Below are 21,713 nucleotides of genomic sequence, written 5' to 3' on the forward strand. Positions count from 1 at the left end.
TCGTAGGTGTGCAAGCCCTGTGCCTGCGCAGGCCAGCGCGTTCACGTGCACAAAAAACGGGGGTAACACTGTAGCGGAGGAGACGCTCATGATGAGAGTCGCACGATGTCCCCTCACGGTCCTCTTGACGGGTGGCGCTTGTCTGGCGGCGCTGCTCGGGTGCGCCCCGTCCAGCTTCGTCCGTACGGCGGAAGCGGACTGGCGGGTGGTTGAGTTTCGCCCCGAGCTCACGCGCGATGGCGCGTGGCAGTCGATCGCCGATGTCATTGCACTCCAGCATGACATCGAATACCTCGACAAGGACAGCGGGTACATGCGCACGGGCTGGATGTACACGCAGCACGGCAGCGAGAAGGAACGTTACCGCACACGCGTGATCGTCAAGATCCCGCCGACCAATGACATGGCCCGCATCAAGACGGATGCCCAGTGGCTCAGTCCGATGGGGCTGTGGGTATTAGGAACCGACACAGCCGAACTGGAGGAGACCTACGGTGATCTCCAAGGCGTGATCGGTCGCGTCCGAAGATAAACGAGCGAGGATTCGCGACCGCACCACTGCGTGGCACCAGTCGCAGGCACGATACCATGCGTATCGTGCCGAATGGTACGCGGTTGTGCGGTCGCCCCTTCGCACAACCACACCTGATCTTGACGGGTTACACCACACCGTACTGCGAACTTGGGCCAGGTTCCGTCGTACTCAGCAGACGGGTCGGTCCCAGCACGTCGAGGTCGGACCGCATAAGGTTCACGGGACAACGCCAGGTCTTGTGCGCCGGCCAGAGATCCACCTGGTACTGCCTGCCAAGTCATTCACTGTACGTCGCGGAAGCCACGCAAAATTCCGGCGCCGGGTGGAGATTCCGCCACTCGTGACGGATACACCGTAGGACCCCTGGCGGTGCGTGTAGCGCCGCGCGGTGGTGCCCGGTCGAGTCCCGCCTGTGCGGGTCTCCGGTCCACGTACCTGCAAGGAGTGCAAAGCATGAACTCTCGTCGCCGTCGGATGGTCGTGTGCTTGGGTCTGGTTCTCGTCGGTGTCGTATCCAGCGCTGTCGCGGCGAACTACAACGTCAACTGGATGTCACTCGCGCCGACACCTTTCGGTTCGGCCCCGCCTTTCGCCGGCAACTACAACCTGCCCGGGATCGGCACCGTGCAGATGACGTATTCCGCCAATCCGGACTTCAACGAGGCGCGCGTTTCCGTCCCAGCGCTGAGTGGCGGTTCGGTCGCCTTTGCCGGTGATACGTATGCCTGGACACCCGAGGAAACACTCGGGCGCACCAACCTGGCCGTTTCCGGTCTGCCGATCTCGACATGGACGGTGACCTACACGTTCCCCGGTACCGTGCCGGCGGGCACATTGATCCTCGGCGTGCAGGGCCTTGGCCGCCGTGACGCCAACCCCGGCGAGAATCCCGCTAATACCATTTCGGTCGCAACCGTGCTGCAGAATGGCACACATCTCGGTGACTGGACGGGTGCCCAGAACTTCGGCCCGACACTCTTCACCCCCAGCGCGGGCAGCTTCACGATGATGAATTCGGTCAGCGGACCGGGTGGAGCCAACCCCTGGTGGAATACCGGCCTTGCACTGGTGCGCATCGACGACGCGGTGAGCACCCTTACGGTTCATATCGACCAGACTTCCGGCGACGGGCTCGGCGTCAACCTCGGCACCATCATCCCCGAACCCACGACGGCTGCGCTGTTCGGACTGGGTGCCCTGCTTGGACTGCGGCGCCGTGGCCGCTGAATGGAGGATTGATTTCAGGAAAGATAGTGACACCGGTGACGCGCGGGCGAACAGCAACCGCGTCGCCGGTGTCACTTGGCGCTATCCTGTGACCACAACGCGCTTGGCCGTGCAGAGAAGTTCGGCGGCGGCGCCCTTGGCCGAAGCCATCGCCCGGGCGGCATGCAACCGGCACGAATCTGATGCGCCCACGACATACGCCAGAACGACGGCCCCGTCGATCAGCACGAGTAGGCGCAACGCCAGTTCATCCGCATCGGCATAGCCCGCCTCCTGGACCAAGGCACGGAGGTAGGCATGCAGGAATTCCTTGTGCGCTACCGCCGTCCGTCGCACCGGTGAATCGGGATCACGATATTCCACTGCGGCATGGATGAACATGCACCCGTGGAAATCCGGATGCAGCACCCAATCCGTCAGCGCGTCGAACACGGCCAGCAGCCGCTCGCGGGGGGACTTTGCACGGCGCTCCACCTCGCGGATCAGGGCGTTCCGCTCCTGCTCGTCCTCGCGGCGCAGCACCGCCAACGCCAGTTCATCCTTCGAGCGGAAGTGGTGATAGAGCGTCATCTTCGAGATGCCGGCCTCCTTGAGGAGGGCATCGATCCCCGTAGCACGGAAACCATCGCGATAGAACACGCGCAGGGCAGTTTGGATCAACTCGTCACGGCGACTGGCAGGCACGACAACCTCCTGCAAAATAGCTCAGGTAGCATCATGACCGTTCTGTATATTAATATCATACCCATTGAACATCATGTGGAACCGATCACGCGAATAAATTAGTCTATTTGAACTTGACATATCCTTACCGGTCAGTAAGTATAAGAGGTATCACCCAGGTGTTGGGTGTCCAAGGCCGAAGAGGAAATCAACCCATGCTCAGAAACGAGATCCCCACCCGCGCTGCGCCTGCGGCGACGCCCGCCACGGCGCTCGACCAAGCCCGCCTGGAACGCTTCACGGAGCGGCTTGTAGGCACCATCAACGAGTCTGCCCTGGCCCTGATGCTCAGCATCGGTCACCGCACGGGACTCTTCGACACCATGGCACAGTTGCCGCCCGCACTGCCAGCCGAAATTGCCCAGGCGGCCGGCTTGCAGGAGCGCTACGTGCGCGAGTGGCTCGGCGCCCTGGTCACGGGCGGCATCGTCGAGTACGACCCGGGTCAGCAGACGTATCACCTGCCTCCGGAGCACGCTGCCCGCCTCACGCGCACAGCCACTCCTGCAAACATGTCCGCCATGATGCAGTGGATCGCCGTCCTTGGTTCGGTCGAGAGCCGCATTGTCGATTGCTTCCGCCACGGAGGGGGCGTCCCCTACGAAGATTACCCGCGTTTCCACGATGTGATGGCCGAGGAAAGTGCGCAGACGACCGTTGCCGCTCTGCTCGACCACATACTGCCGCTGGTCGATGACTTACGCGCGCGGCTCGAAGCCGGGATCGATGTGCTGGACATCGGCTGTGGGCAGGGCCGCGCGCTGCTTCTGCTGGCGCAGCAGTTTCCGCGCAGCCGTTTTGTCGGCTACGACATTTGTCCGGACGCGGTCGCAGCCGGTACACAGGCCGCGCAGGCCGCTGGGCTGCCGAATGTCACGCTCACCGTCCGTGACGTATCTCAGATCGACACCGTAGCACACTTCGACCTGATTACCGCGTTCGACGCGATCCACGACCAACGCGACCCGGCCAAGGTGCTCGCCAACGTGCGGCGCGCACTGCGGCCGGAGGGTGTGTTTCTGATGCAGGATATCGCGGGTTCGAGCCATGTGCATGAGAACATCGGGCGGGAACTGGCCACGCTCGTCTACACGATCTCCTGCATGCACTGCATGTCGGTTTCGCTCGCGCAGGGCGGTGCCGGACTCGGCGCGGCCTGGGGCGAACAGCTCGCGGAAAAGATGCTGCGCGAGGCCGGTTTCGAGCGGATCGAGAAGACGCGTCTGGAACACGACCTCATCAACGCCTACTTCGTCGTTTATCCATCCTAGATTGATGGCAACGCTGCTGCGGAGCAGAGTGAGCCTGCTTGGAGCGCGGGCGGCGGGCAGCGCGTGCCCAAAGGTAACGGGAGCCGCCCGCGCGACTCACTCCAGTCCGCCGACCTCGCGCAGGAGGAACCACTCCGCCGGCCAGACGCGTTCACCGTAGGGATTCTCCCAGGTACGAACACGCTGTGGATCAGCCGTATCCGCCCCGCCCGGCAGCACCGTCTCGCGCAATCCACCGCGCAGCGTCCGATGCAAGGGCTCCATCGCCGGCTCGGCGTCCCAGCGGCCGCGGGTGCCGCCAGGCGCGCCGCCGGCTGTGAGGCCTTGCCACTCTCCGCTGATGCGGCCCTCGTGGAATGTCCCGGTGAGCGCAAAGCGCGCCCCCTCCACAGCGAGGATCAGCCGCACCTCATCGTGAACCCAGTGCTCCTGCTCAACCCTGGTGCGGGGTTGACGCCCGACAGGTGACACCGAGTTGGTCGCCTCTGCAATGTCGCTATCGGGATGCGCGAGCCAGACGGTGTACGTACCGCCGACCGACTCCATGCCCGCCAAGCGCAGATGCCAGTACCGCCGGGCGGGTCGCCGATCCGCAGCCGGCCTCCGGGGCGCCACAACACCCAGCGGTCGAGCTCCTTCCACATTTTCATCCAAGGTCAGCCGCTCGGCCGTGCGGCCCGGTTCAAGCGGCGCGGCATAGAGCAGCACGCCCTCCGGTACGGACGCCGTAGGCGGCAAAACGAATAGCGCGACGCGCAGCGTTCCCGTCACACCACGGCAAACCGAAGCACGCTCGTGATACCGCACGCTGCCGTCCGGCAAAGACTCTGCATAAATCGGTATCGGCAGCACGAGGCGCGGGTCGTCCAGCGCCAAGGCGTACATTACCTGGTTGTAGTCGTAACGCGGGGTCGGTGTCTTCGCCCCCGAAAACATGGCTGTATACGTACCCTCAAAGTAAATGCGCCGGCCATCCGCGCTGTCGCACCCCGGATGGTGCATCACGTTGTAGAACGAGTAGTCGTCGTGCGACACGATTTTCCGTGCGTACGCCCACGGACCCAGCGGGGTATCCGCCTCCGCGAACCAAACTTCACCGAGCAGCGACGTTCCGCCCATCTCCAGTGCGACCATGACCCACCGCTGGCGATAGGCGTTGTAGCGCACCGTGCCACCGTGGGTCGTGATCTCCCGGCCCGTTTCCACGTCGCGCAAGACAAACGCGCGTTCTGCGGGGTGCAGCGTACCTGCCTCCACCAGTTGCTGCTGCAACTTCACGGTCAACGGCACCGTATTCGGTCGCCACACCAGGTTCGCGCTTCCCGTGGGGTCGCGCTCCACCGGAGGCAGCGTACGCTCTTCCGCGGGTGTTGTTTCATCGTATCGGGCACCGGCCGCAAAACAGGTGAACCCCTCGTACGCCGCCGGCTCCTGCACCGCATCCCAGGTCGCGGGTACGCGCAGTCCCGGAAAAGGCGTAGTGAAGTAAAAATGCTGCTCAGAGTCCGGCTGCGGGCCCGCCAGGCGCAGCACGTGCCCGGTCGGTGCAGCCGGCATCTTCTGATCCCAAGTAGCCACGCGCTCGAAAATCTCACGTTGGTCATCGTAGCGCAGCAGTCCCAGCTCGAGCCGCTCCGCAAGCGACCGCATTCGTGAGAACGGGGTAAACAGGCCTGGTTGACCTTGTGGATCACGTACCACCATGAAAGGACCGGCCCACACGGCCCCGGGCTCTTCGAGGGGCACCATCTTACGACTGAAACCACGGTCATCGACGAAATACCGGAGGTTCGGGCCGTGTTCGAGGTCGAGTTCCGGGCCCGGTGGAGGTGTCACGGCGCCGGACATTCCGAAGTTCCCCAGCGGGTAGGCCGGCCAGCCGGTATCACCCCAGAACCAGTAGCGCTGCCCGCGATAGTCCACCACGAGAATGGAGTCCTGTCCGGTGACGAGGCCATTGCGCAACGGGTGCTCCACCGGTACCGGTTCGTCGAGCAACACGCTGTCGCGGTAGATTCCGAATCCGGTCACGCGGTAGAGCCGCTCTGCAAGGTTCGTCCGCATCACGGCAATGCGGGCCGCGCCGCCGGAAACGATCTCCAGCGCAGAACCCCTTATGCCGAACCCGTCCGCCGGGAAGCTGTACCCGTGCGAGCGGATCGAGAAGTGCACCCGCGTCCCCATCAGTTCCGGTTCATCGACCGCAATGCGTCCGGCGCTATCGGTGATGAATGTCAGGCCGTATGTCGTAGTCAACTCGACCAGCGGCACGCCACGACCGGTTTCGGAATCCATGACGGTAATCGCGAACGGCTGTGGGCGAAGCACGGGAGTAGCGGGGTCGCCATTCCCCGTCCCGAAAAGCAGCCCGAACGCGATGAGCAGCGGTAGCTGGGCAGCCATCCTAAGTTCCCCAGGCGACCGGCACCCCGGATCACCGGTCCACGGCAGTATCCTGTCCGACCTACGGGCCCGCAAGCGGTGCTCTCAGCCATTGCAGCCCCTGCGCGGAATTGTCATCATGAAGACTTTCCGTACCCGGAAAATCAGGAGCGACGCAAACCCACCATGCCGATCCAACGCCTGCTCACGACGGACCTCGACGGCACCTTCCTCGGCGATGACTCGGCTATGAGGTCCCTCTGGGAGGAATTGCGGTCCGCCGGTATCGCGGTCGCTTTCTCCACGGGGCGACACTTGCGTTCGATCGAGGCATACTTCGCCCGACAGCCGGGGACTTACCAAGCGGATGCCTGTCTCTGCATGGTCGGTACGGAAATCTTCACCTGGCAGGATGGTCGCTACGTGCTCGACACCGATTGGCAGCGCGTGATCGGGCGCGGCTGGAATCACGGCGCGATCCACCGGCTCATGCGTGACATACCCATGGCGCGGCCGCAAGCCGACGAATGGCAATCCCCCTTCAAATGCAGCTATCACCTCGATACGCAGGTGGCGCCCCGCCTGCAGGAGATTCGCGGGCGCCTGGCGGCCCACGGTCTCAAGGCAAAGGTGATTCACTCGGCCGGCGAGTATCTGGATCTGATCCCCGCCCGGGCCGGCAAGGGCGAGGCCCTGCGTTACCTCGCCCGCGCGTGGGAACTGCCGGCCGACGCCGTGATCACGGCCGGTGATACCGGCAACGACCTGGACATGATGCGCGCGGACCTTGGCTTCCGGGCGATCGTCGTCGGAAACGCGTCCCCGGAACTGGCCTGCCAGAAACAACCCCACATCTACCACGCCCGCGCCAAACACGCTGCGGGGATCCGCGAGGGCTTACGGCACTACGGCTGGCTGTGAACTGCGCACGACGCCCCCCGGCGCCGACCACTCATCTCGTGCCACCCCAACAGCGCGAGTGCAACGCACAGCGGGGCCAGCAGGTAAATTACCCGGTAGAGCAGCACCGCCCCCACCAGCGCGCCCGTCGTCACACAGCCGTCCAGCAGCACCAGCACCGTTCCCTCAAACACCCCCAAGCCACCGGGGACATTGCTGGCCATCCCGAGCATCTGAGCGAGCAGAAACACCACCAGCACACCCGCATAACTGAGCCCCGCATCAGCCGGAAGCACCCAGTACAATACCGCCGCGGCTGCCAACCAATCCCCGCAACCCACGGCAACCTGTCCGAGGAGCAGCGCCGGCTGCGGCGCGCGAAACTCCCACTGGCGGTAATGCAGCGGTCGTTTCGCGAAGCACCAACCGACGTAGACTGCCACGATCAGCAGGAATAGCAAGGCCAGTCCATACACCCACTCCGTGGGCAAGTGCGCCGCTTGCACGAGCATGCCCGGCGTCCGCAGCAGAGCCACCCCCCCGAGCAACAGAAAACCCAGCCAGTAAGTCACGGCCAGTATGGCAACCAGCCGGGTCAGATCGAGCGGGCCGAATCCAAGCGGCGTATACAGGCGGTACCGCACCGCTGTGCCCGTGACGAGCGGAAAACCGAGATTCATACTGAGCGCGAAGGCGATGAACGAGGTGAATGCCAGGCGTGGATAACGCCAGCGGCGGCCGGCGTACATCCAGCCCAGGACATCGTACCCCGTCAGGACAACATAAGCAGCGACACCCGCCAACAGCGCGGCCCCCACCCGCAATACCGACAGCGTGCGCAGGTGGTCATACAGATCGGTGATGCGCAGATCGCGCAGCTCCCGCTGCAGTACCCAGACAGCACCGCCGAACAGCAGGACCGCCAGTGCCGTACCCAGTGCGCGCGAAAACCGGCGACCGGAGCGCTGGGGTACAGCTTCCGGCCGCCGGTCTGTTTTTGTCGGCGCTCCATCGGACAGGCCGTGCTTCATGGTTCGAACCCGGCAGGAGGGCGCCCCCCACAGGCACCCGCGCCGGCGCTATTCCGCCTCGGGCTTGGTTTCTGCGTCCGAATTCGAGTCCTTGCCAGCGGCCTTCGCCTTCTGGAGTTCCACGATCTCCGGCGGCAGTGCGAATGTATCGGCCGGCAGGTCGACGTTGTGCTCGACACTCTCGAGCGTCAGCGTCATGCTCTGCACGTTCTGCAGCGTCTGCGTGACTTTGTGGGCGATCATCAGGCCATTGACGCGGCGGTAGTCCTCGAAGCGCATCGTCATGGGCAGATCCCCCATGGCCGTCGGCGCTGTCAACTCCACCTTCCGCAGAAGGTAATTGTCCTTGTCGAAATACTGCGTGACCGCAGGACCGTTCTTGGGCGTCATGACGACCTTGTGGGCCGCCTGGCCCTCGACGTCCTCTTCGCCGGCATACTCCGCCTTCTCGTAGAGATCCTTCCAACGCAGCTCAGCATGCATGCCCGAAAGCCGCTTCTGGAAATCCCGCTCCGCACCCTCGACGATACGCGGTCCCATCATGGAAACTTCCCAGAACAACTCCCCATCGGAGCCCTGCAGCACCTTGCCCATGCCGGCCATGTCGAGTTCGACGCGCTGCTTGTGCGGCTGCGCCTCCTGCGTGGTGATCTGGCCAGTCATCCCCATCCCCACCACTTCGAACTTCGCCTTGGTGACGCGAGTCTTGATCTTCTCGAGCGCAGCTCGGCCACCCTGGGCCTCGATCCACTTGTCGATGATCTGCTCGGCCTTTTTCGCCTTTTCCGCGGCCTCCGCCGGGCGGGCGTCCTGCGCGGCAGCCGGCGCCAGCACGGCGGCCAGTGCCACCAGCATCATTCCCTGCATCCCAACCTGACAACATCGCCGTTTCATCAAGAATTCCTTTCTGGAGTTCTGAACATCCCTGCCCCTTGTCGATCAATTGGCAGCAGCGCTACTCTGGGCCTGTAGCCAAGCCACGGCGGCGGTCACGACCGGGTCTTCCCCGGCCAGCAACGCGGCCCGAGTCGGCCGGATTTCCTCATCCGGCAGCACGCCGCGCCCCTCGAGCCGCGCCCCACCGGCCGAAACATAATCGGCCATCGGCAACTGCACACGGTCACCATTGGGCAATGACTCGATCACAGACAGCAGCGCGGCTCCGGCCGTGCGCACCCCGAAGATCCGCGCCCGCCCCAGATCCTGCAACCCGCCGGCCAGAACTTCGGCTGTCGATGCACTGCACTCGTCCACCAGGATCGCCAGCGGCCCCAGGAACGCGCGCGGGCGTGGAAACGCCACGAAGTTCAGAGTGAAGCCGCGGGTCCGCATCGTGCCCAGCGTCTTGCTCTCCCCACTGATCAGCCAACTCGTGATGCCCATCGCGAGTCCGCCGATGCCGCCGGGGTTGCCACGCAGGTCCAGGATGATGCCGGCGCAGGGGTCACAGTCCTTGAGGGCCTGCTCCACCCCACTCAAAAGCAAGGGCGGGTCAAAGAAGCAATTGAACCCGATGTAAGTAATGTCGCCTGCCAAGCGCCGCGTCTCAATGCGCAGCCGCAGATTTTCGAGATAGCCGAAGCTGGTCGGCGTACCCTGCCGTTCCGCACAAATCAGTTCGTACTCAACCTCCGCATCGTCCCCCACACGGAACGTCACACGAACACCCTGGCCGACCCGTCGTGTTACCCGGTTGGTGGCAAGGCGGCTCGCGGTGAGCTGATAGCCCGGACCACCGTCATCCAGCATTTCGATTCGTTCCACCAACCCGCGAACGGACCGCCCATCCACGGCGGTCACCACCCAGCCGGGCTTCACACCGGCCTCAGCCGCGGGAGATTCGGGCAATACGTCGACGACGAGGATCTCCCCATCGTACACGCGCAGGATGAGGCCCAGCTCGCCATCCTCCAGATCGCTTTCCTCGCCGTCGCCCGTGGTCGTTTCGCGGCGCGCTGCGGCTGTGCCGGTTTCGGGGCGCGCGGCACCAGACTCGTCCCGCTCGGCCGGCGCAGCCGTACGCCTGAATAGTTCGCCCGGCAGCACGGCGAAGTGGCTCATGCCGAATTTCATTAGGGCCGTGTTCATCAGGCCGCGGGCCTCGTCCATGGTCTCGGCCGATGCGACGCGCGGTCGGTACTCGTCCCGGACGGCCTGCCAGTCGAGGCCGCCAAAGTCGGGATCGAAATGCATGGTGTTCACGCGGTTCCAGACCACATCGAACGCTTCGACGTTGAGTTGCCGCTGCTCGGCCGTAAGCTTGGCCGGCGCGGACGGTTCCGCGGGGGGGCGAACCGGGGCGGACTGACAGCCCGCCAGCAAAGCAACTACGGTCGCGGCCGACATCCAGCCGTACAGGCGGCGTTCGACGGCGCGTTTTGTCAGCGTCATCATCGCTCCGAGAATGGACCCGAACGTGTCTGTACCTCCGGCCTCCCAGGACCGGTCCCGCGATTGTAGACGATCCCGACCGTGCCGGGCACACCTACCCACAACTTCCCACGTCCCGACCGGAGCCGCGAGCTGAGTATGGTGCCCCACATGCAGAAGCTGCGGTCCACACCGGCGCCGGCTGCGCCTATCCCGAGCATGTTTTCCCTTGTTCCCCGCAAGGTCGATTCTGTATACTCGCCGCACCGTGAATTGGGACGCTTTTCTCAGCGAATTGCAGCACTGGCTGGAAGTCCGCGGCCTCCGTACCGCGGGGGCGAGTTGGGTCGTGGGCGTATCCGGCGGTGCAGATTCCACTCTGCTGCTCCACGCCCTCCAGGCGCTCGGTCAGCGCGACGGGCTGCGCTGGAAACTGCACTGTGCCCACTTTCACCATGGTCTGCGGGGGGCGGAGGCCGACGCCGACGCCGAGTTCGTCGCCCAGCAGGCGGAAACCCTCGGCCTGGCATGCACGACGGAGCGTGGGGACATTCGTGGAGAGGTCGCGAGTGGGGGCGGGTCCACCGAAGAGGTGGCTCGCCGCCGCCGTTACGAATTCCTCGAGCGCACTGCGCTGCAAACCGGCAGTGAACTGGTCGCGGTCGCCCACCACGCCGACGACAACGCCGAGACCGTCCTCCACCGCATCTGCCGCGGCACCGGCCTTCGCGGGCTGGCTGGTATCCACGATATCCGCCCTATTCAGCCGGACAGTTACATCCGCCTGGTGCGCCCATTGCTGGGACAACGTCGCGCCCAGATCGAGGAGCTCTGCCGCACCCGCGGACTCCACATCCGCGAAGACAGCACCAACCGCTCGTCCGAGTTCACGCGCGGGCGTATCCGGCACGTGGTCATGCCGCTGCTCGCGGAACAACTGAATCCGCAGGTGTCCGAAGCCCTGTTACGCTTGTCTGAACATGCCCGCCTGCTCGGCACTTACCTGGAAGATTCCGCGCGGCGCACCTTCGAGTCGCTCGTGATCTCCGAACGGCCCCGGCACATCGTGCTCAACACGCGTGCGTTTCTCACCAAGCAGCGCATCATCCAGGCCGAAGTCGTGCGGCGCGTGCTCGGCCGCATCGTGGAGGGCGAACAGGACCTGAGCTTTCAGCACATCGAATCGGTCTTGAAGCTCGCCGAGGACCCGGGCAGTGGCAAGGAGATTCACCTGCCGGGACCGGTCATCGTCCGCAAGCAATACGATCGGCTCGAGTTCCGTCCAAAGTCCGATCCGGAGCCCGCACCGGAGCTCGGCACGATCTTCGTGGCCTGCCCGGGGATCACCTCGCTGCCCGTACTGCGCCAGGTGTTGTGTGCCGAGTTACGTGACGTCGGCCCGGAGACGCTCGCCGAGGTGCGCGCGAAGAGAAACCGGCACGAAGAGTGGTTTGACCTGGCCCAGCTCCGGCCGCCACTGCTCGTGCGTGGTCGGCAGGACGGTGATCGCTTCCACCCCCTCGGCGCTCCCGGTGCGAAGTCGGTGGGCGATTTCTTTGGGGAGCAGAAGGTCGATCCGGAGTTACGCGCCCGGACGGGGATTCTCTGTGACCAGCAGGGTCCGTTGTGGGTGATGCCCTTCCGCATGGATGAACGCGCGAAGCTCACGCCGGAAACCACCCGCGCGCTGCGCCTCACCCTCTCGCCGCTGACCGGCGCTGCGAGACCTCTGGCGTGAGGCGGCTCAGCCCCCACTGGCTGATTGCAATCGCAGCGATCGCCCTCCTGTTGCGCAGCGGGTGGGTGGAGGCAAATGTCTGGAAGCACGGTGGGGGCACTTTCTATTTCGACGATGAACGCGTGCACTGGCAACTCGCAGCCAATCTCATGACCAGGGGCGCGTTCGTGACTGACAACGGGCTGCATGCCCCACGGATGCCGGCCTATCCATTGTTTCTCGCACCGTTCGCCTGGGCCGGCGCCGCGGGAATGCTGGCGGCGCGCCATGCGCAGGCGATTCTCGGCACACTGACGGCGCTCACCGCGGCGCGTTTTGCGACCGCGGCTGCCGGACCACGCTGTGGAGTTGCCGCCGGGCTGCTTGTGGCGGGCGACGTCTACGGCGTCTTCTTTGCCAATCTGCTGCTGACCGAGGTGTTGTTCACACTGGCCGCCGTCATGCTGACCTTCGCGGCCTGGCGCCTGGTTGCGGCTGCCCGGCTGCAAGAAACGCTCTGGCCGCACGCGCTGGGTGTCGCTGCCTGGGGCGTGCTCGCCCTGATGTGTCGCCCGTCCGCGGCCCTGTGGCTACCTGCGCTCTGGTTCGTCACCTGGTGGTGTGCCGGGTGGTCCCCCCGGCTGGTCCTCCCGCTTGCACTCAGCCCCGTACTCCTGGTGGCGGCCCTGCTGCCATGGGGCCTGCGCAATCACAACGTACTCGGTGGCTATGCGTGGTTGTCAGCCAACGGCGGCATTACGCTTTACGATGCGCTCGGTCCACAGGCCGACGGCAGCAGCAACCAGGAATTTCTCCAGCACATGCCCGACCTCGCTGCGCTGGGTGAACTCGAACGCGATGCCCGCCTGCGCGCCCTGGCGGTCGCGGAGGTGCGCTCCAACCCGGTCCGTGCACTCGAACTTGCCGGGTGGAAACTCCTCCGCACGTGGAACCCGTTTCCCAACGTGGCCGAACACAGCAACGCTCCGGAGGGGTGGGTTGGCGCCGGCTACACGCTCGTGGTGGTCGGCGGCGCACTCGCGGCACTGCTGCTCACTAGCCGCCGCCCGCGTACGAGCGCCGGGACGCCCGCTGAGGTCGAATGCGGATCCTCCGGCTGGCCGGCGCAGTTCACGCTGCATCTGCTGGTCTGGCTGCCAACCGTTTATTTCACGCTGTTGCACTGTGTGTACATCGGCAGTGTGCGGTACCGTGTGCCTCTGATGCCGCTGCTGGCGATCGCGGGCGCGCTGGCAATCGGTCGTCTTCTGCCGCAGTGGGTGAACCACCACGCGGCTCTGGCAGGCGGCCCGGACGATCGACCGAGCGAATCGTCACGCCCGCGCCCGCCGGGGGTATAATTCGGGCGCGACGCGGCCGGGCACCACGGGGTCGCGGTGGTCGGCGGTCGGCGGTCATGGGAGGTATGGCGATGGGCCCGTTGCTGCGCATACTGCGACAACTCGGGGCGCTCGGTTGCGCCGCTTCCCTGCTTCTTCCTGCCATGGCCGGTGAACCTCAGCGCGAACCCGACGGGCCTACGACGCGCGCCGCCCCCACCGGGCAGCCCGACGCTATGCCGCCGCGGCCGGCGGTGCTCGTTGTGCGGGCCGCCCGCCCCCCCGCCGCCGCTGATGAGCAGCCCCAGTTCTCCGTGCTCACTCCGCGGGATTCCGAGCAGCACACCTTCGCCACCCTGGACGATGCCCAGCGCATGGTCGAATGGCGCCACGGCGTACCGCAAATCCCCGCCTATCGACTCATGGATGCGTACTGGCCGGAGGGTCGCAGTCGGCAAGTTCGGCACTTCGTGTTTCTTGACCTGAACAACCCCAACGCCGTACGGCAATGGCGTGCCTTGCAGCGCGCCGCTCGTCAGGAGCGCCGCGCGGGCGAGGCCGAGGCGCGGGGCATGGTCGAATTCGAGCGGCGTGGCGAGCGCCTGCTGTCCGCCAATGCCCAAGCCAACCAGGACGGCGTCGCGGAGCTTCGCGCCGGGGAGTATCGCGAAGCGCTCGTGACGTTTGCGCTGGCCGCGGAGTTGAATCACGGTGACCCGGTCGCGCGTCTGCATCTCGCCCAGGCGCGGGTGGCGCTCGGCCATGATGCCGCAGCCGCCGAAGCCCTCCTGCGCGCCCTGGAACTGCAGCCGCGCCTGGCACTGCTGCGGCTCGAACTGGCCGATTACTACCCCGATCCCGACGAGTTCACCGACCACATCGACGCGCTGTCCGAACGTGTGACGGCGCGCCACTCAGCCACGGGGGACGAGTGGTTCCTGCTCGGCTTCTTCCGGTTCCAGGCCGGCGCGGTAGAGGCAGCGCATACCGCGCTGCTACAGGCCCGTGCCCGCGGCTGTCGGGCCGACACGCTCGTGCGGCTGCTCGAGATCACGAAACCGGCTGAAACGCGGGGCGCAGGGCCGTCGTCAACACCTCGCGGTTGAACCGCGTGCCGCCCATCCGACTCGGTCGTGGGCCGTCTCAACGCACGGCTTCACGCTCGATACGCTGCACCAGGCGCCCGAGCGCAGCACTCACCGACGGCATGGCTCCGGCGTGCTTGGCCACCAGCGCACCCATCAGGTTCGCGAACCGCCCCGTTGCGTCCGTCGACCAGCGCCGCCACAGGCCGTAGATGAAACCGGCCGTGAACGCATCCCCCGATCCGACCGTGTCCGCCACGCGCACACGCAGGCCAGGAACGGCCACCGCGCCCGCTCGCGTGTAGACCGTGCAACCCGCGGCGCCGTGCGTGACGCACACATACCGGCACCGCGGCTGCGCTAACAACGCGGCCGACAATTCCGCCGGGGACGCGTTTTCCCGGCCGTAGAGAGCCGCGACCGGCGCGACCTCGGCATCATTCAGCTTGATTACGTCCGCGCTCGCCAGCGACGTTCGCACCACGTCCGCCGCGTTGAATGGCGGTCGCAGGTTTACGTCGTAGACGCGTGTCGCACCTGCGGCCACCTCGAGCGCCCGCATGATGGTCGCACGACTGCGCAAACTGCGTTGTCCGAGGGTGCCGAAACACACGAATTGCGCAACCGCACAGAGGTGTTCCCACTCCGGCGTCCACTCCAGCTCATCCCAGGCGACGGCGGTGTGAATGGTGTACGCCGGGCCGGTGGTGTGGTCGGTGTGCACGGTCACCGTACCGGTGGCATGTGTCGGATCACACTGCAACGTCGCCACATCGAGGCCCTGCACGGCGAGGTAAGCACGCAGCGCGGCCCCATCCGCATCGTTACCGATCCGCGAGAGCACCCGGCCGTCAAGGCCGAGTTGTCGAGCGTGATAGGCCACGTTGGCCGGCGCGCCCCCCGGCCGACGCGCATGGGGAAAGCAATCCCACAACACTTCACCGATCCCCAGCACGAGCGGCCGGGAATCCTCCCCGGTCGGGATTGCATGCTGGGGAAGTACCATGTTCGTCCTCCTGGAAACACTGCGGTGATTACGTCCGATGGTATGCGCTCCCGGCCCTGCACGCCCGAACGGATCAACGCGGGGCTCACGTGGCAGGGTGGCCATGTTCCACGCCGCAATGGCAGTGCGCACCGGCCAGATTCTGATTGACCCGCGCGTGTCCATCTTCTACGATGATGTTTCGCCCTCAGGTGGGTTTACCAGGAAGCAGGAGGTGAAGCATGTATAGCGCGCAGCGTCCCAACCCCCGGCGGCTGGCCGGTGTCGTGCTGCTCATCACCGTGGCACCGCTCTTTGCGGCGGATGTGCTGCTGATTCCGGATTCCACATCGAACAACCGACGCGTGATGGCGTTCGATCCGCACGACGGCACGCTGCTGAACCCCAACTTCATCACCGACCCCGGCAGCGTCAACGGCGTGCAGATCTTCAACCGCCCGCTCAACGCGATCCGCTCGCCCTGGGGCACGCTGCTTGTGGCCGACCAGTTGCGCAGTCTGGTGGCGGAATTCACCTTCGACAACCAGTTCGTCGGCATCTTCAGCAATGCGGGAACGCTTGACGCGCTCGTGCTCAGCAACATCCGCGGGATCGACATCTCCCCCGCGGGTGACGTGCTGGTAACCAACAGCGGGACGGGCAATGTGCTGGCGCGCTCGAAGAACAATGTGCTGACTTTTGCGGCGCAGACGGGCGCCAAGCTCGACGACTTCGCCTTCATGCGCAAAGGGGGGCTCGACGGCCCGTTCGATGTGCTGGTGCTTGCGGACGAGATTCTCGTCGCCAATGACATCAATAACTACATTGCCCGTTTCGCGCTGGACGGCTCTTTCGCGGAAGTCTTTGCCTTCGGCACGAATTTTCCCCAGCAGCTGAACCGTACCGCCACCGGCACAATTCTCGTGGCCGTCTTCAGCGGCGGCTATATTGCTGAGTACACGGCCGACGGCACCCTGCTCGCCCAGTACACGCCACCCGGGCTGAGCGGTTTCCGCGGCGTCATCGAGCTCGGCAACGGCAACATCTTGTGCACTTCCAATTCCGGCGTGCATGAGTTCTCGCGTGACGGGACGGTCTTGAGCACCAAGTTTTCCGGCAGCGAGATGCGCTTCATCGAGCGGGTCACGCTGCCCGGTGACCGGGCCCTGGCCGACATCGTCGATCCTGAGGCCGTGCGCGCCGCGCTGATCGATCTACGGCCGGTCCACCCCGGCGACCCGGCCCCTGGGATCACCTCGGCGGACGTGGCCCGCGAGCGCGGCCTGGACGGTCCACTGCCGACGGCAGATTGGCTTGCCCTGCCGCGTGCGGTGGCCGAGCAGGATCTCGAGGCGCTCGCACTGATGCGGGGCGCGGCCCGCCCAGCGGAAACCTCCGGAGAAACCGGGCTGCTTACGGGGGGACGCTCGGCTGACCACGAGTTGCTCATCCTCGAGGACAGCGGCTTCTTCAACGCTGCAGGCATCGTCCGCGGGCGCCTGGGTTCACTGCGGGCGGATGCACCGGCCACGGTGCGACTGTTGGGGATTGTCAGCGCGGATCCCTTCAATTGGGGCGGGCTCGACTACAGACCGGGCACGGACCACCTGCTGGGGTACGACAACCTGACCAATGCTTTGCGGACACTCGCTCTCGTCGGTGACGAAACCCTGATCGAGAGCACCGGTTACCTCGGCAACGGCATTGCCGGCTTCACCTACAGCGTCGATGGCCAGACTGTCTTCATTGGCGGCACAACCAGCGCGCTCGGTCGCATTCTCGAAGCCGATCCCATCACCGGCACAGTGTTGAATATCCACGACTTCCTGAATCTGCCAGCCATCAACGGGCTGGCCGTCGTACCGGCAGGGACGGACCTGCCCTTCCCCCCGGGGCAGGTCTGGGCAACGCGCATTCTCGGCTCATTCTCAACCGAGCTGGTGCAGTTCGACCTGGCAACTAACACGATCCTGAGTCGCAAGACGCTCACGGGCGTGAGCTTCCAAACGCAATTCGAAGCCGGGCTGGACTGGGCACCGGACGGCACACTCTACGCAGCGCTGCAGGGCTTTCGGCAGGTAGGAAACGACTTCTTCGAGGTCTCGAGCCATCTTTATACGATCAACCCTGTCTCCGGCGCTGTGACCGCGCTCGGCGTCCTCCAGGCCGACGAGACTTGGGACGTCGCCGGACTCACGGTCGTGCCCCCGCTTCAGAATCTATGCCCAGGCGACATGAACTGTGACACCCTCGTCAATTTTGCAGACATTGGGCTCTTCATCGCGGCCATCAAGACCGCCGATCCGGCCGATTGGGAGTACGATCCGGATAACGGCGTCTGCCTGTACGAGAACGGTGACTTCACTGGCGACGGGCTGGTCAATTTCGGCGACATTTCGGGCTTCATCGCCCAGATCAAGGGCAGTGTCCCACCCTGTGTAACCGTGCCGTAGCACGGGACAACCGGAGTCCGTGTCTCTGCGTGGAGCGGGTCATGGCATCGCCTGACCGGCGGGGCTCCCGTGCCACCGACCCGCGCGGGTGGTCCTGTCCCATATACGGATCGCCCCCTACAATCCCATCCGCGCCTGCGTTATCCCACGAACGGGTCATCGCGGACATCCCCATGTGGAGCCCCAGCGAACATGTCGAAAGCCAAGGTCGCCCTGCTGAAGACCACCCCGGCCACTGTGCTGCGGGACTATCACGAACTGATGAACCTCGCCGGCTACCAGGACGTGGTTGCTCGAGACGCCGACACCGCCCTCAAGATCAACATCTCGTGGCACTTCTTCTTTCCCGGCAGCAGCACAACGCCCTGGCAGCTTGACGGTGTGATTCGGGCCATGCTGCGCGACGGCTACAACCCCCAACTCCTCCACGGCTGCCATAACCGCACGGTGGTCATCGACGCCCACCTCGGAGAGCGCGAGAACAAGCACATCCACGTGCTCGAAGCCCACGGCCTGCGCAACGTCCACTTGTATGAAGGGGAGGACTGGATCCGTATCCAGGATGCCGTCGGCGACCTCACCAAGAAATTCCTCTGCCTCAACGAGGTTTATCCCGACGGCTTCATGATTCCGCGGCGCTTCCTCGGCGAGAACATCATCCACCTGCCGACCGTGAAGACGCATGTGTTCACCACGACGACCGGTGCGATGAAGAACGCATTCGGCGGACTCCTGAACGAGCGCCGCCACTGGACACATCCGGTCATTCACGAAACGCTGGTCGACCTGCTCATGATCCAGAAGAAGATCCACCGCGGTGTCTTTGCCGTGATGGACGGCACCTTCGCCGGGGATGGCCCCGGTCCGCGCTGCATGGTGCCCTACACGAAAGACGTGCTGCTCGCCAGCGCCGACCAGGTTGCGATTGATGCCGTCGCCGCCAAGCTTATGGGGCTGGATCCCCTTTCGATCAAGTTCATCCGCCTTGCTCACGAGGCCGGCCTCGGATGCGGCGACCCGCGTGAAATCGAGATCGTCGGCGATACCGCCGCGGCCGCCGAGAACTGGCACTTCGCCGGTCCTTATCAGAAGATGACCTTTGCCAGCAGCATGCAGCACAAAATCTATTGGGGGCCGCTCAAGAAACCCATAGAGTGGTCGCTGAAGACGATCCTCGCACCATGGGCGTACATCGCAAGCGTCATATATCACGACAGTTTCTGGTACCCCACGCGAGCCAGAAAACTGATGGCCGAAGTGCTGGACAGCCCGTGGGGCCGCCTCTTCCGCAACTGGGAGCAGGTGATCGCCGACGAGCAAGGTTATCCCAACGTGGGCCTGAACCCGGCCGAGCTGACGCGCACCGGCTGGACCGCGTTTGCCAAGTCGCTGCAAATTCTTGGCACGTGTGTGCGCGAGGCACCGGAGTTCAGCAACCGCCGGCGCAAGGTCGTGTCCGCCCCGAGCCACTCGTGAAGCCAAGGGACGGTGGTCCCCCCCATGGAGAACTCGTCATGCCCTGGCGCGCTGCCGCAATCGCCCTGTGTGTCCTGGTCCTGTCCGGATGTGCGTCCTGGTCCAACACGCAGTCTTCCGAACGCGATGGCGTACTCTGCGCCGGTCAGCGCAGCGTGTCTTTCGAGCTGCGTACGACGTCGGTTTTCGGCCGCCCCACGCGCCGGCTGGCGCTGGGCTGCACCGAGGCCGACGGCCATGTCCTCCTCGACTGTGACGCCCGCGGCTCGGACAACGCGCTTTACGAGGCCATTCTCGACGCCACACGCTGTCGCGCCTGGATCGTGGATATACACTCCGGCCGCACCATCCTCAGCATCGATTGTGATACGGGCGAGTGCTGGGACCACCCCAACCGTCAGCCCCCCTGGGCCTACTATGATCCGGCCGACAGCGGGCGTTTTCTGGTACATCCGTTGTATTGAAGCGGTCACATCTGGCCGAACGGCGCCCCTTGCCTCTGTAGCTCTCCACCCGACTGCGACCTGCGCCGAGGCAAGCTTCGTTCCCGGATATCCGATTTCCTACACCGGCCTGCTCCGGTCATAGGCCTCCGCCAATGCTCGCAGCCGCGCTGCGTGACGCGCGGTGAGTTGCCCCGGTCGCAGGCGCCACGCCCAGTTGCCGCGGGGTGTCGCGGGGATGTTCATCCGGGCGCGTTCGTCGAGCCCAAGCACGTCCTGCACCGGCACGATGGCCGTGTTTGCGGGCGACAGGAACACATGCCGGATCACGTCCCAGTGGATTTCTGCCCCCCGCGTACCCACGTACCGCAACAGGCGCTGAAACGCGCTGAGCGCGCTCCCGTGCGGCTCGCCGCGCGATCGCCGCGACGCGCGCCGCAACTCCTTGAACCAACCCACCGTCGTATCGTTGTCGTGTGTGCCGGGATACGCGACCGCGTTCCGTGGGTGCGCATGTGGCTGGTGGTACCTTCCACCATCATCTTCACCAAACGCAAAGTGCAAAAGCCGCATGCCCGGAAATCCCCAGCGATCCCGGAGCGCGGCCGCTTCCGGGGTCAGCAAACCAAGATCTTCCGCGATGATCTCCAGGCGGCCGAGCTTCCGACGGAGAGAGGCAAACAGCGCCTCGCCGGGGTTGCGACCCACCGGCCGCGCTGCGCCGTCCGCGCCCCACCGGGAACCGCCCAAACGCGTTTGAAGCCGAGGAAATGGTCGATGCGGACCGCGTCAAAGTGGTCCAGCAGGCGGCGGAATCGCGCCACCCACCAGGTGAAGTCCGTCGCAACATGCCGCGCCCACCGGTAGTGGGGATGGCCCCAAAGCTGCCCGGTTCGGCTGAACAGGTCCGGCGGCACACCCGAGACCGTCTGAGGTCGCCCATCCGGCCTCAGATCGAACAGCGCGCGCTGGGACCAGACGTCGCTGCTGTCATGCGCGACGAAAATCGGGATGTCCCCGATCAGACCGACGCCACGATCATGCGCGTACGCGCGCAGTGTCCGCCATTGTCGATCGAACTGGTACTGAAGAAAGGTCTCGTACCCAATCGCTTCCGCCAGCCGCGCGCGCGCCACGCGCAGATCACCCGCGCGCCGCGCCCGCAACCCCATGGGCCACTGCAGCCATGTCCGTCCACGCTGCGATCGCCCGATGGCGACATAGTCAGCATGGTCCGACAGCCACGCGGTTGCGGACTCACCAAAAAGCCGATACGCGGTGCTCACCGCCCCACCATTCGCACAGAACTCCGCAAACGCCGCACGCAATGCCGGGCGTTTCAGCCGGGCAGCGAGGCGGAAATCCACCCGGTCGGCATGCCCACGGGGCACCGGCGGGAGTTCGCGCCGCACAAGCAAGCCCTCTTCGACCAGGGGCTCGAGCGCCAGCAGTGCCGGGTTGCCTGCGAATGCCGAGGTGGCACTGTACGGGGAGTTTCCCGGTCCGGGCGGCTGCGTCGGCAGCATCTGCCACCACCGCAATCCGGCCGCATGCAGGAAGTCCACGAAAGTACGCGCCCCGTGGCCGAGGTCGCCGATGCCATAGCCCCCTGGTAGAGAGGTGGGGTGCAGGAGTAGGCCGGCGGCGCGGTCACTCAGGGTATATCGGCCCTTCCTCCCACGCGCGGAATCCGAGCCCGTCGGGCGTTTGCTCATCGTGCCGCCTGACTCACCCCCAATGTGACGGATCCTCGTCCGCTGCCGGCCCACTTCCTT

The 21,713-nt window shown here is 65.2% G+C and carries 16 protein-coding genes and 1 pseudogene; 10 read left to right on the forward strand and 7 right to left on the reverse strand.

Features of this window, described 5'->3' with window-relative positions; genetic code table 11:
- The first annotated feature begins 88 nt into the window (after positions 1-88).
- Both IPM18_01555 and IPM18_01560 read left to right on the forward strand, forming a co-directional pair.
- Complete coding sequence (locus IPM18_01555; protein ID MBK9118275.1) at positions 89-532, forward strand: hypothetical protein; 444 nt, start codon at positions 89-91, stop codon at positions 530-532.
- 456 nt (positions 533-988) lie between these two features.
- Positions 989-1,762, forward strand: a complete 774-nt coding sequence (locus IPM18_01560; GenBank protein ID MBK9118276.1) for a PEP-CTERM sorting domain-containing protein — start codon at positions 989-991, stop codon at positions 1,760-1,762.
- A gap of 81 nt (positions 1,763-1,843) precedes the next feature.
- Here IPM18_01560 and IPM18_01565 read toward each other — a convergent pair whose 3' ends face one another.
- A complete protein-coding gene (locus tag IPM18_01565; GenBank protein ID MBK9118277.1) occupies positions 1,844-2,446 on the reverse strand; it encodes a TetR/AcrR family transcriptional regulator in 603 nt (200 codons plus the stop codon).
- 194 nt (positions 2,447-2,640) lie between these two features.
- On the opposite strand from IPM18_01565, the gene IPM18_01570 reads away from it, so the two are divergent.
- Positions 2,641-3,756 carry a methyltransferase domain-containing protein gene (locus IPM18_01570; GenBank protein MBK9118278.1) on the forward strand — a complete coding sequence of 372 codons (1,116 nt, stop codon included), beginning with the start codon at positions 2,641-2,643 and terminating at the stop codon, positions 3,754-3,756.
- Between the two features lie 96 nt (positions 3,757-3,852).
- Here IPM18_01570 and IPM18_01575 read toward each other — a convergent pair whose 3' ends face one another.
- The gene (locus IPM18_01575) at positions 3,853-6,159 is read right to left on the reverse strand and encodes a hypothetical protein (GenBank protein ID MBK9118279.1); all 2,307 of its coding nucleotides are present in this window, start codon (positions 6,157-6,159) and stop codon (positions 3,853-3,855) included.
- A gap of 165 nt (positions 6,160-6,324) precedes the next feature.
- Between IPM18_01575 and IPM18_01580 the strand changes: the two genes are divergently transcribed.
- Positions 6,325-7,059, forward strand: coding sequence for an HAD-IIB family hydrolase (locus IPM18_01580; protein ID MBK9118280.1), 735 nt, complete (start codon positions 6,325-6,327; stop codon positions 7,057-7,059).
- Here IPM18_01580 and IPM18_01585 read toward each other — a convergent pair.
- The 3 genes from IPM18_01585 to IPM18_01595 are packed head-to-tail and all read right to left on the reverse strand — an operon-like array spanning position 7,044 to position 10,460.
- Positions 7,044-8,069 (reverse strand): UPF0104 family protein, encoded by a 1,026-nt coding sequence (locus tag IPM18_01585; GenBank protein ID MBK9118281.1) that lies wholly within the window; start codon positions 8,067-8,069, stop codon positions 7,044-7,046. The genes IPM18_01580 and IPM18_01585 overlap by 16 nt on opposite strands.
- Positions 8,070-8,117: 48 nt before the next feature.
- The gene (locus IPM18_01590) at positions 8,118-8,963 is read right to left on the reverse strand and encodes an outer membrane lipoprotein-sorting protein (protein MBK9118282.1); all 846 of its coding nucleotides are present in this window, start codon (positions 8,961-8,963) and stop codon (positions 8,118-8,120) included.
- 45 nt (positions 8,964-9,008) lie between these two features.
- Positions 9,009-10,460, reverse strand: coding sequence for a PDZ domain-containing protein (locus tag IPM18_01595; GenBank protein MBK9118283.1), 1,452 nt, complete (start codon positions 10,458-10,460; stop codon positions 9,009-9,011).
- Positions 10,461-10,668: 208 nt separating this feature from the next.
- Between IPM18_01595 and tilS the strand changes: the two genes are divergently transcribed.
- The 3 genes from tilS (at position 10,669) to IPM18_01610 (ending at position 14,602) form a co-directional block, all read left to right on the forward strand.
- Positions 10,669-12,177: a tRNA lysidine(34) synthetase TilS gene (gene tilS, locus IPM18_01600; GenBank protein MBK9118284.1), complete on the forward strand. Its 1,509-nt coding sequence runs from the start codon at positions 10,669-10,671 to the stop codon at positions 12,175-12,177.
- Entirely contained in the window at positions 12,174-13,517 is a 1,344-nt protein-coding gene (locus tag IPM18_01605) for a hypothetical protein (GenBank protein MBK9118285.1), read from the forward strand. Before tilS ends, IPM18_01605 begins: the two co-directional genes overlap by 4 nt.
- Before the next feature lie 71 nt (positions 13,518-13,588).
- Positions 13,589-14,602, forward strand: a complete 1,014-nt coding sequence (locus tag IPM18_01610; GenBank protein MBK9118286.1) for a hypothetical protein — start codon at positions 13,589-13,591, stop codon at positions 14,600-14,602.
- 37 nt (positions 14,603-14,639) lie between these two features.
- On the opposite strand, the gene IPM18_01615 is transcribed toward IPM18_01610, so the two are convergent.
- The gene (locus tag IPM18_01615; GenBank protein MBK9118287.1) at positions 14,640-15,587 is read right to left on the reverse strand and encodes a carbohydrate kinase; all 948 of its coding nucleotides are present in this window, start codon (positions 15,585-15,587) and stop codon (positions 14,640-14,642) included.
- A 221-nt stretch (positions 15,588-15,808) separates the two neighbouring features.
- Between IPM18_01615 and IPM18_01620 the strand changes: the two genes are divergently transcribed.
- The 3 genes from IPM18_01620 to IPM18_01630 all read left to right on the forward strand — a co-directional run bounded on the left by IPM18_01620 (position 15,809) and on the right by IPM18_01630 (position 19,959).
- Positions 15,809-18,019, forward strand: coding sequence for a hypothetical protein (locus tag IPM18_01620; GenBank protein MBK9118288.1), 2,211 nt, complete (start codon positions 15,809-15,811; stop codon positions 18,017-18,019).
- Between the two features lie 192 nt (positions 18,020-18,211).
- Positions 18,212-19,495: a DUF362 domain-containing protein gene (locus tag IPM18_01625; protein MBK9118289.1), complete on the forward strand. Its 1,284-nt coding sequence runs from the start codon at positions 18,212-18,214 to the stop codon at positions 19,493-19,495.
- Between the two features lie 38 nt (positions 19,496-19,533).
- A complete protein-coding gene (locus tag IPM18_01630) occupies positions 19,534-19,959 on the forward strand; it encodes a hypothetical protein (protein ID MBK9118290.1) in 426 nt (141 codons plus the stop codon).
- A gap of 99 nt (positions 19,960-20,058) precedes the next feature.
- On the opposite strand, the pseudogene malQ reads toward IPM18_01630, so the two are convergent.
- Positions 20,059-21,653: pseudogene (malQ, locus tag IPM18_01635) on the reverse strand (4-alpha-glucanotransferase).
- Between the last annotated feature and the right edge of the window lie 60 nt (positions 21,654-21,713).

It is taken from the genome of Phycisphaerales bacterium (assembly GCA_016716475.1).
Taxonomy (GTDB): domain Bacteria; phylum Planctomycetota; class Phycisphaerae; order UBA1845; family Fen-1342; genus JADJWG01.

Excerpts from the sequence above, each read along its gene's own strand:
- IPM18_01555 (MBK9118275.1), top strand. The coding sequence starts at position 89 with ATGATGAGAGTCGCACGATGTCCCCTCACGGTCCTCTTGACGGGTGGC.
- IPM18_01560 (MBK9118276.1), top strand. The coding sequence starts at position 989 with ATGAACTCTCGTCGCCGTCGGATGGTCGTGTGCTTGGGTCTGGTTCTC.
- IPM18_01570 (MBK9118278.1), top strand. The coding sequence starts at position 2,641 with ATGCTCAGAAACGAGATCCCCACCCGCGCTGCGCCTGCGGCGACGCCC.
- IPM18_01575 (MBK9118279.1), bottom strand. The coding sequence starts at position 6,159 with ATGGCTGCCCAGCTACCGCTGCTCATCGCGTTCGGGCTGCTTTTCGGG.
- IPM18_01580 (MBK9118280.1), top strand. The coding sequence starts at position 6,325 with ATGCCGATCCAACGCCTGCTCACGACGGACCTCGACGGCACCTTCCTC.
- IPM18_01585 (MBK9118281.1), bottom strand. The coding sequence starts at position 8,069 with ATGAAGCACGGCCTGTCCGATGGAGCGCCGACAAAAACAGACCGGCGG.
- IPM18_01590 (MBK9118282.1), bottom strand. The coding sequence starts at position 8,963 with ATGAAACGGCGATGTTGTCAGGTTGGGATGCAGGGAATGATGCTGGTG.
- IPM18_01595 (MBK9118283.1), bottom strand. The coding sequence starts at position 10,460 with ATGACGCTGACAAAACGCGCCGTCGAACGCCGCCTGTACGGCTGGATG.
- IPM18_01610 (MBK9118286.1), top strand. The coding sequence starts at position 13,589 with ATGGGCCCGTTGCTGCGCATACTGCGACAACTCGGGGCGCTCGGTTGC.
- IPM18_01615 (MBK9118287.1), bottom strand. The coding sequence starts at position 15,587 with ATGGTACTTCCCCAGCATGCAATCCCGACCGGGGAGGATTCCCGGCCG.
- IPM18_01620 (MBK9118288.1), top strand. The coding sequence starts at position 15,809 with ATGTATAGCGCGCAGCGTCCCAACCCCCGGCGGCTGGCCGGTGTCGTG.
- IPM18_01625 (MBK9118289.1), top strand. The coding sequence starts at position 18,212 with ATGTCGAAAGCCAAGGTCGCCCTGCTGAAGACCACCCCGGCCACTGTG.
- IPM18_01630 (MBK9118290.1), top strand. The coding sequence starts at position 19,534 with ATGCCCTGGCGCGCTGCCGCAATCGCCCTGTGTGTCCTGGTCCTGTCC.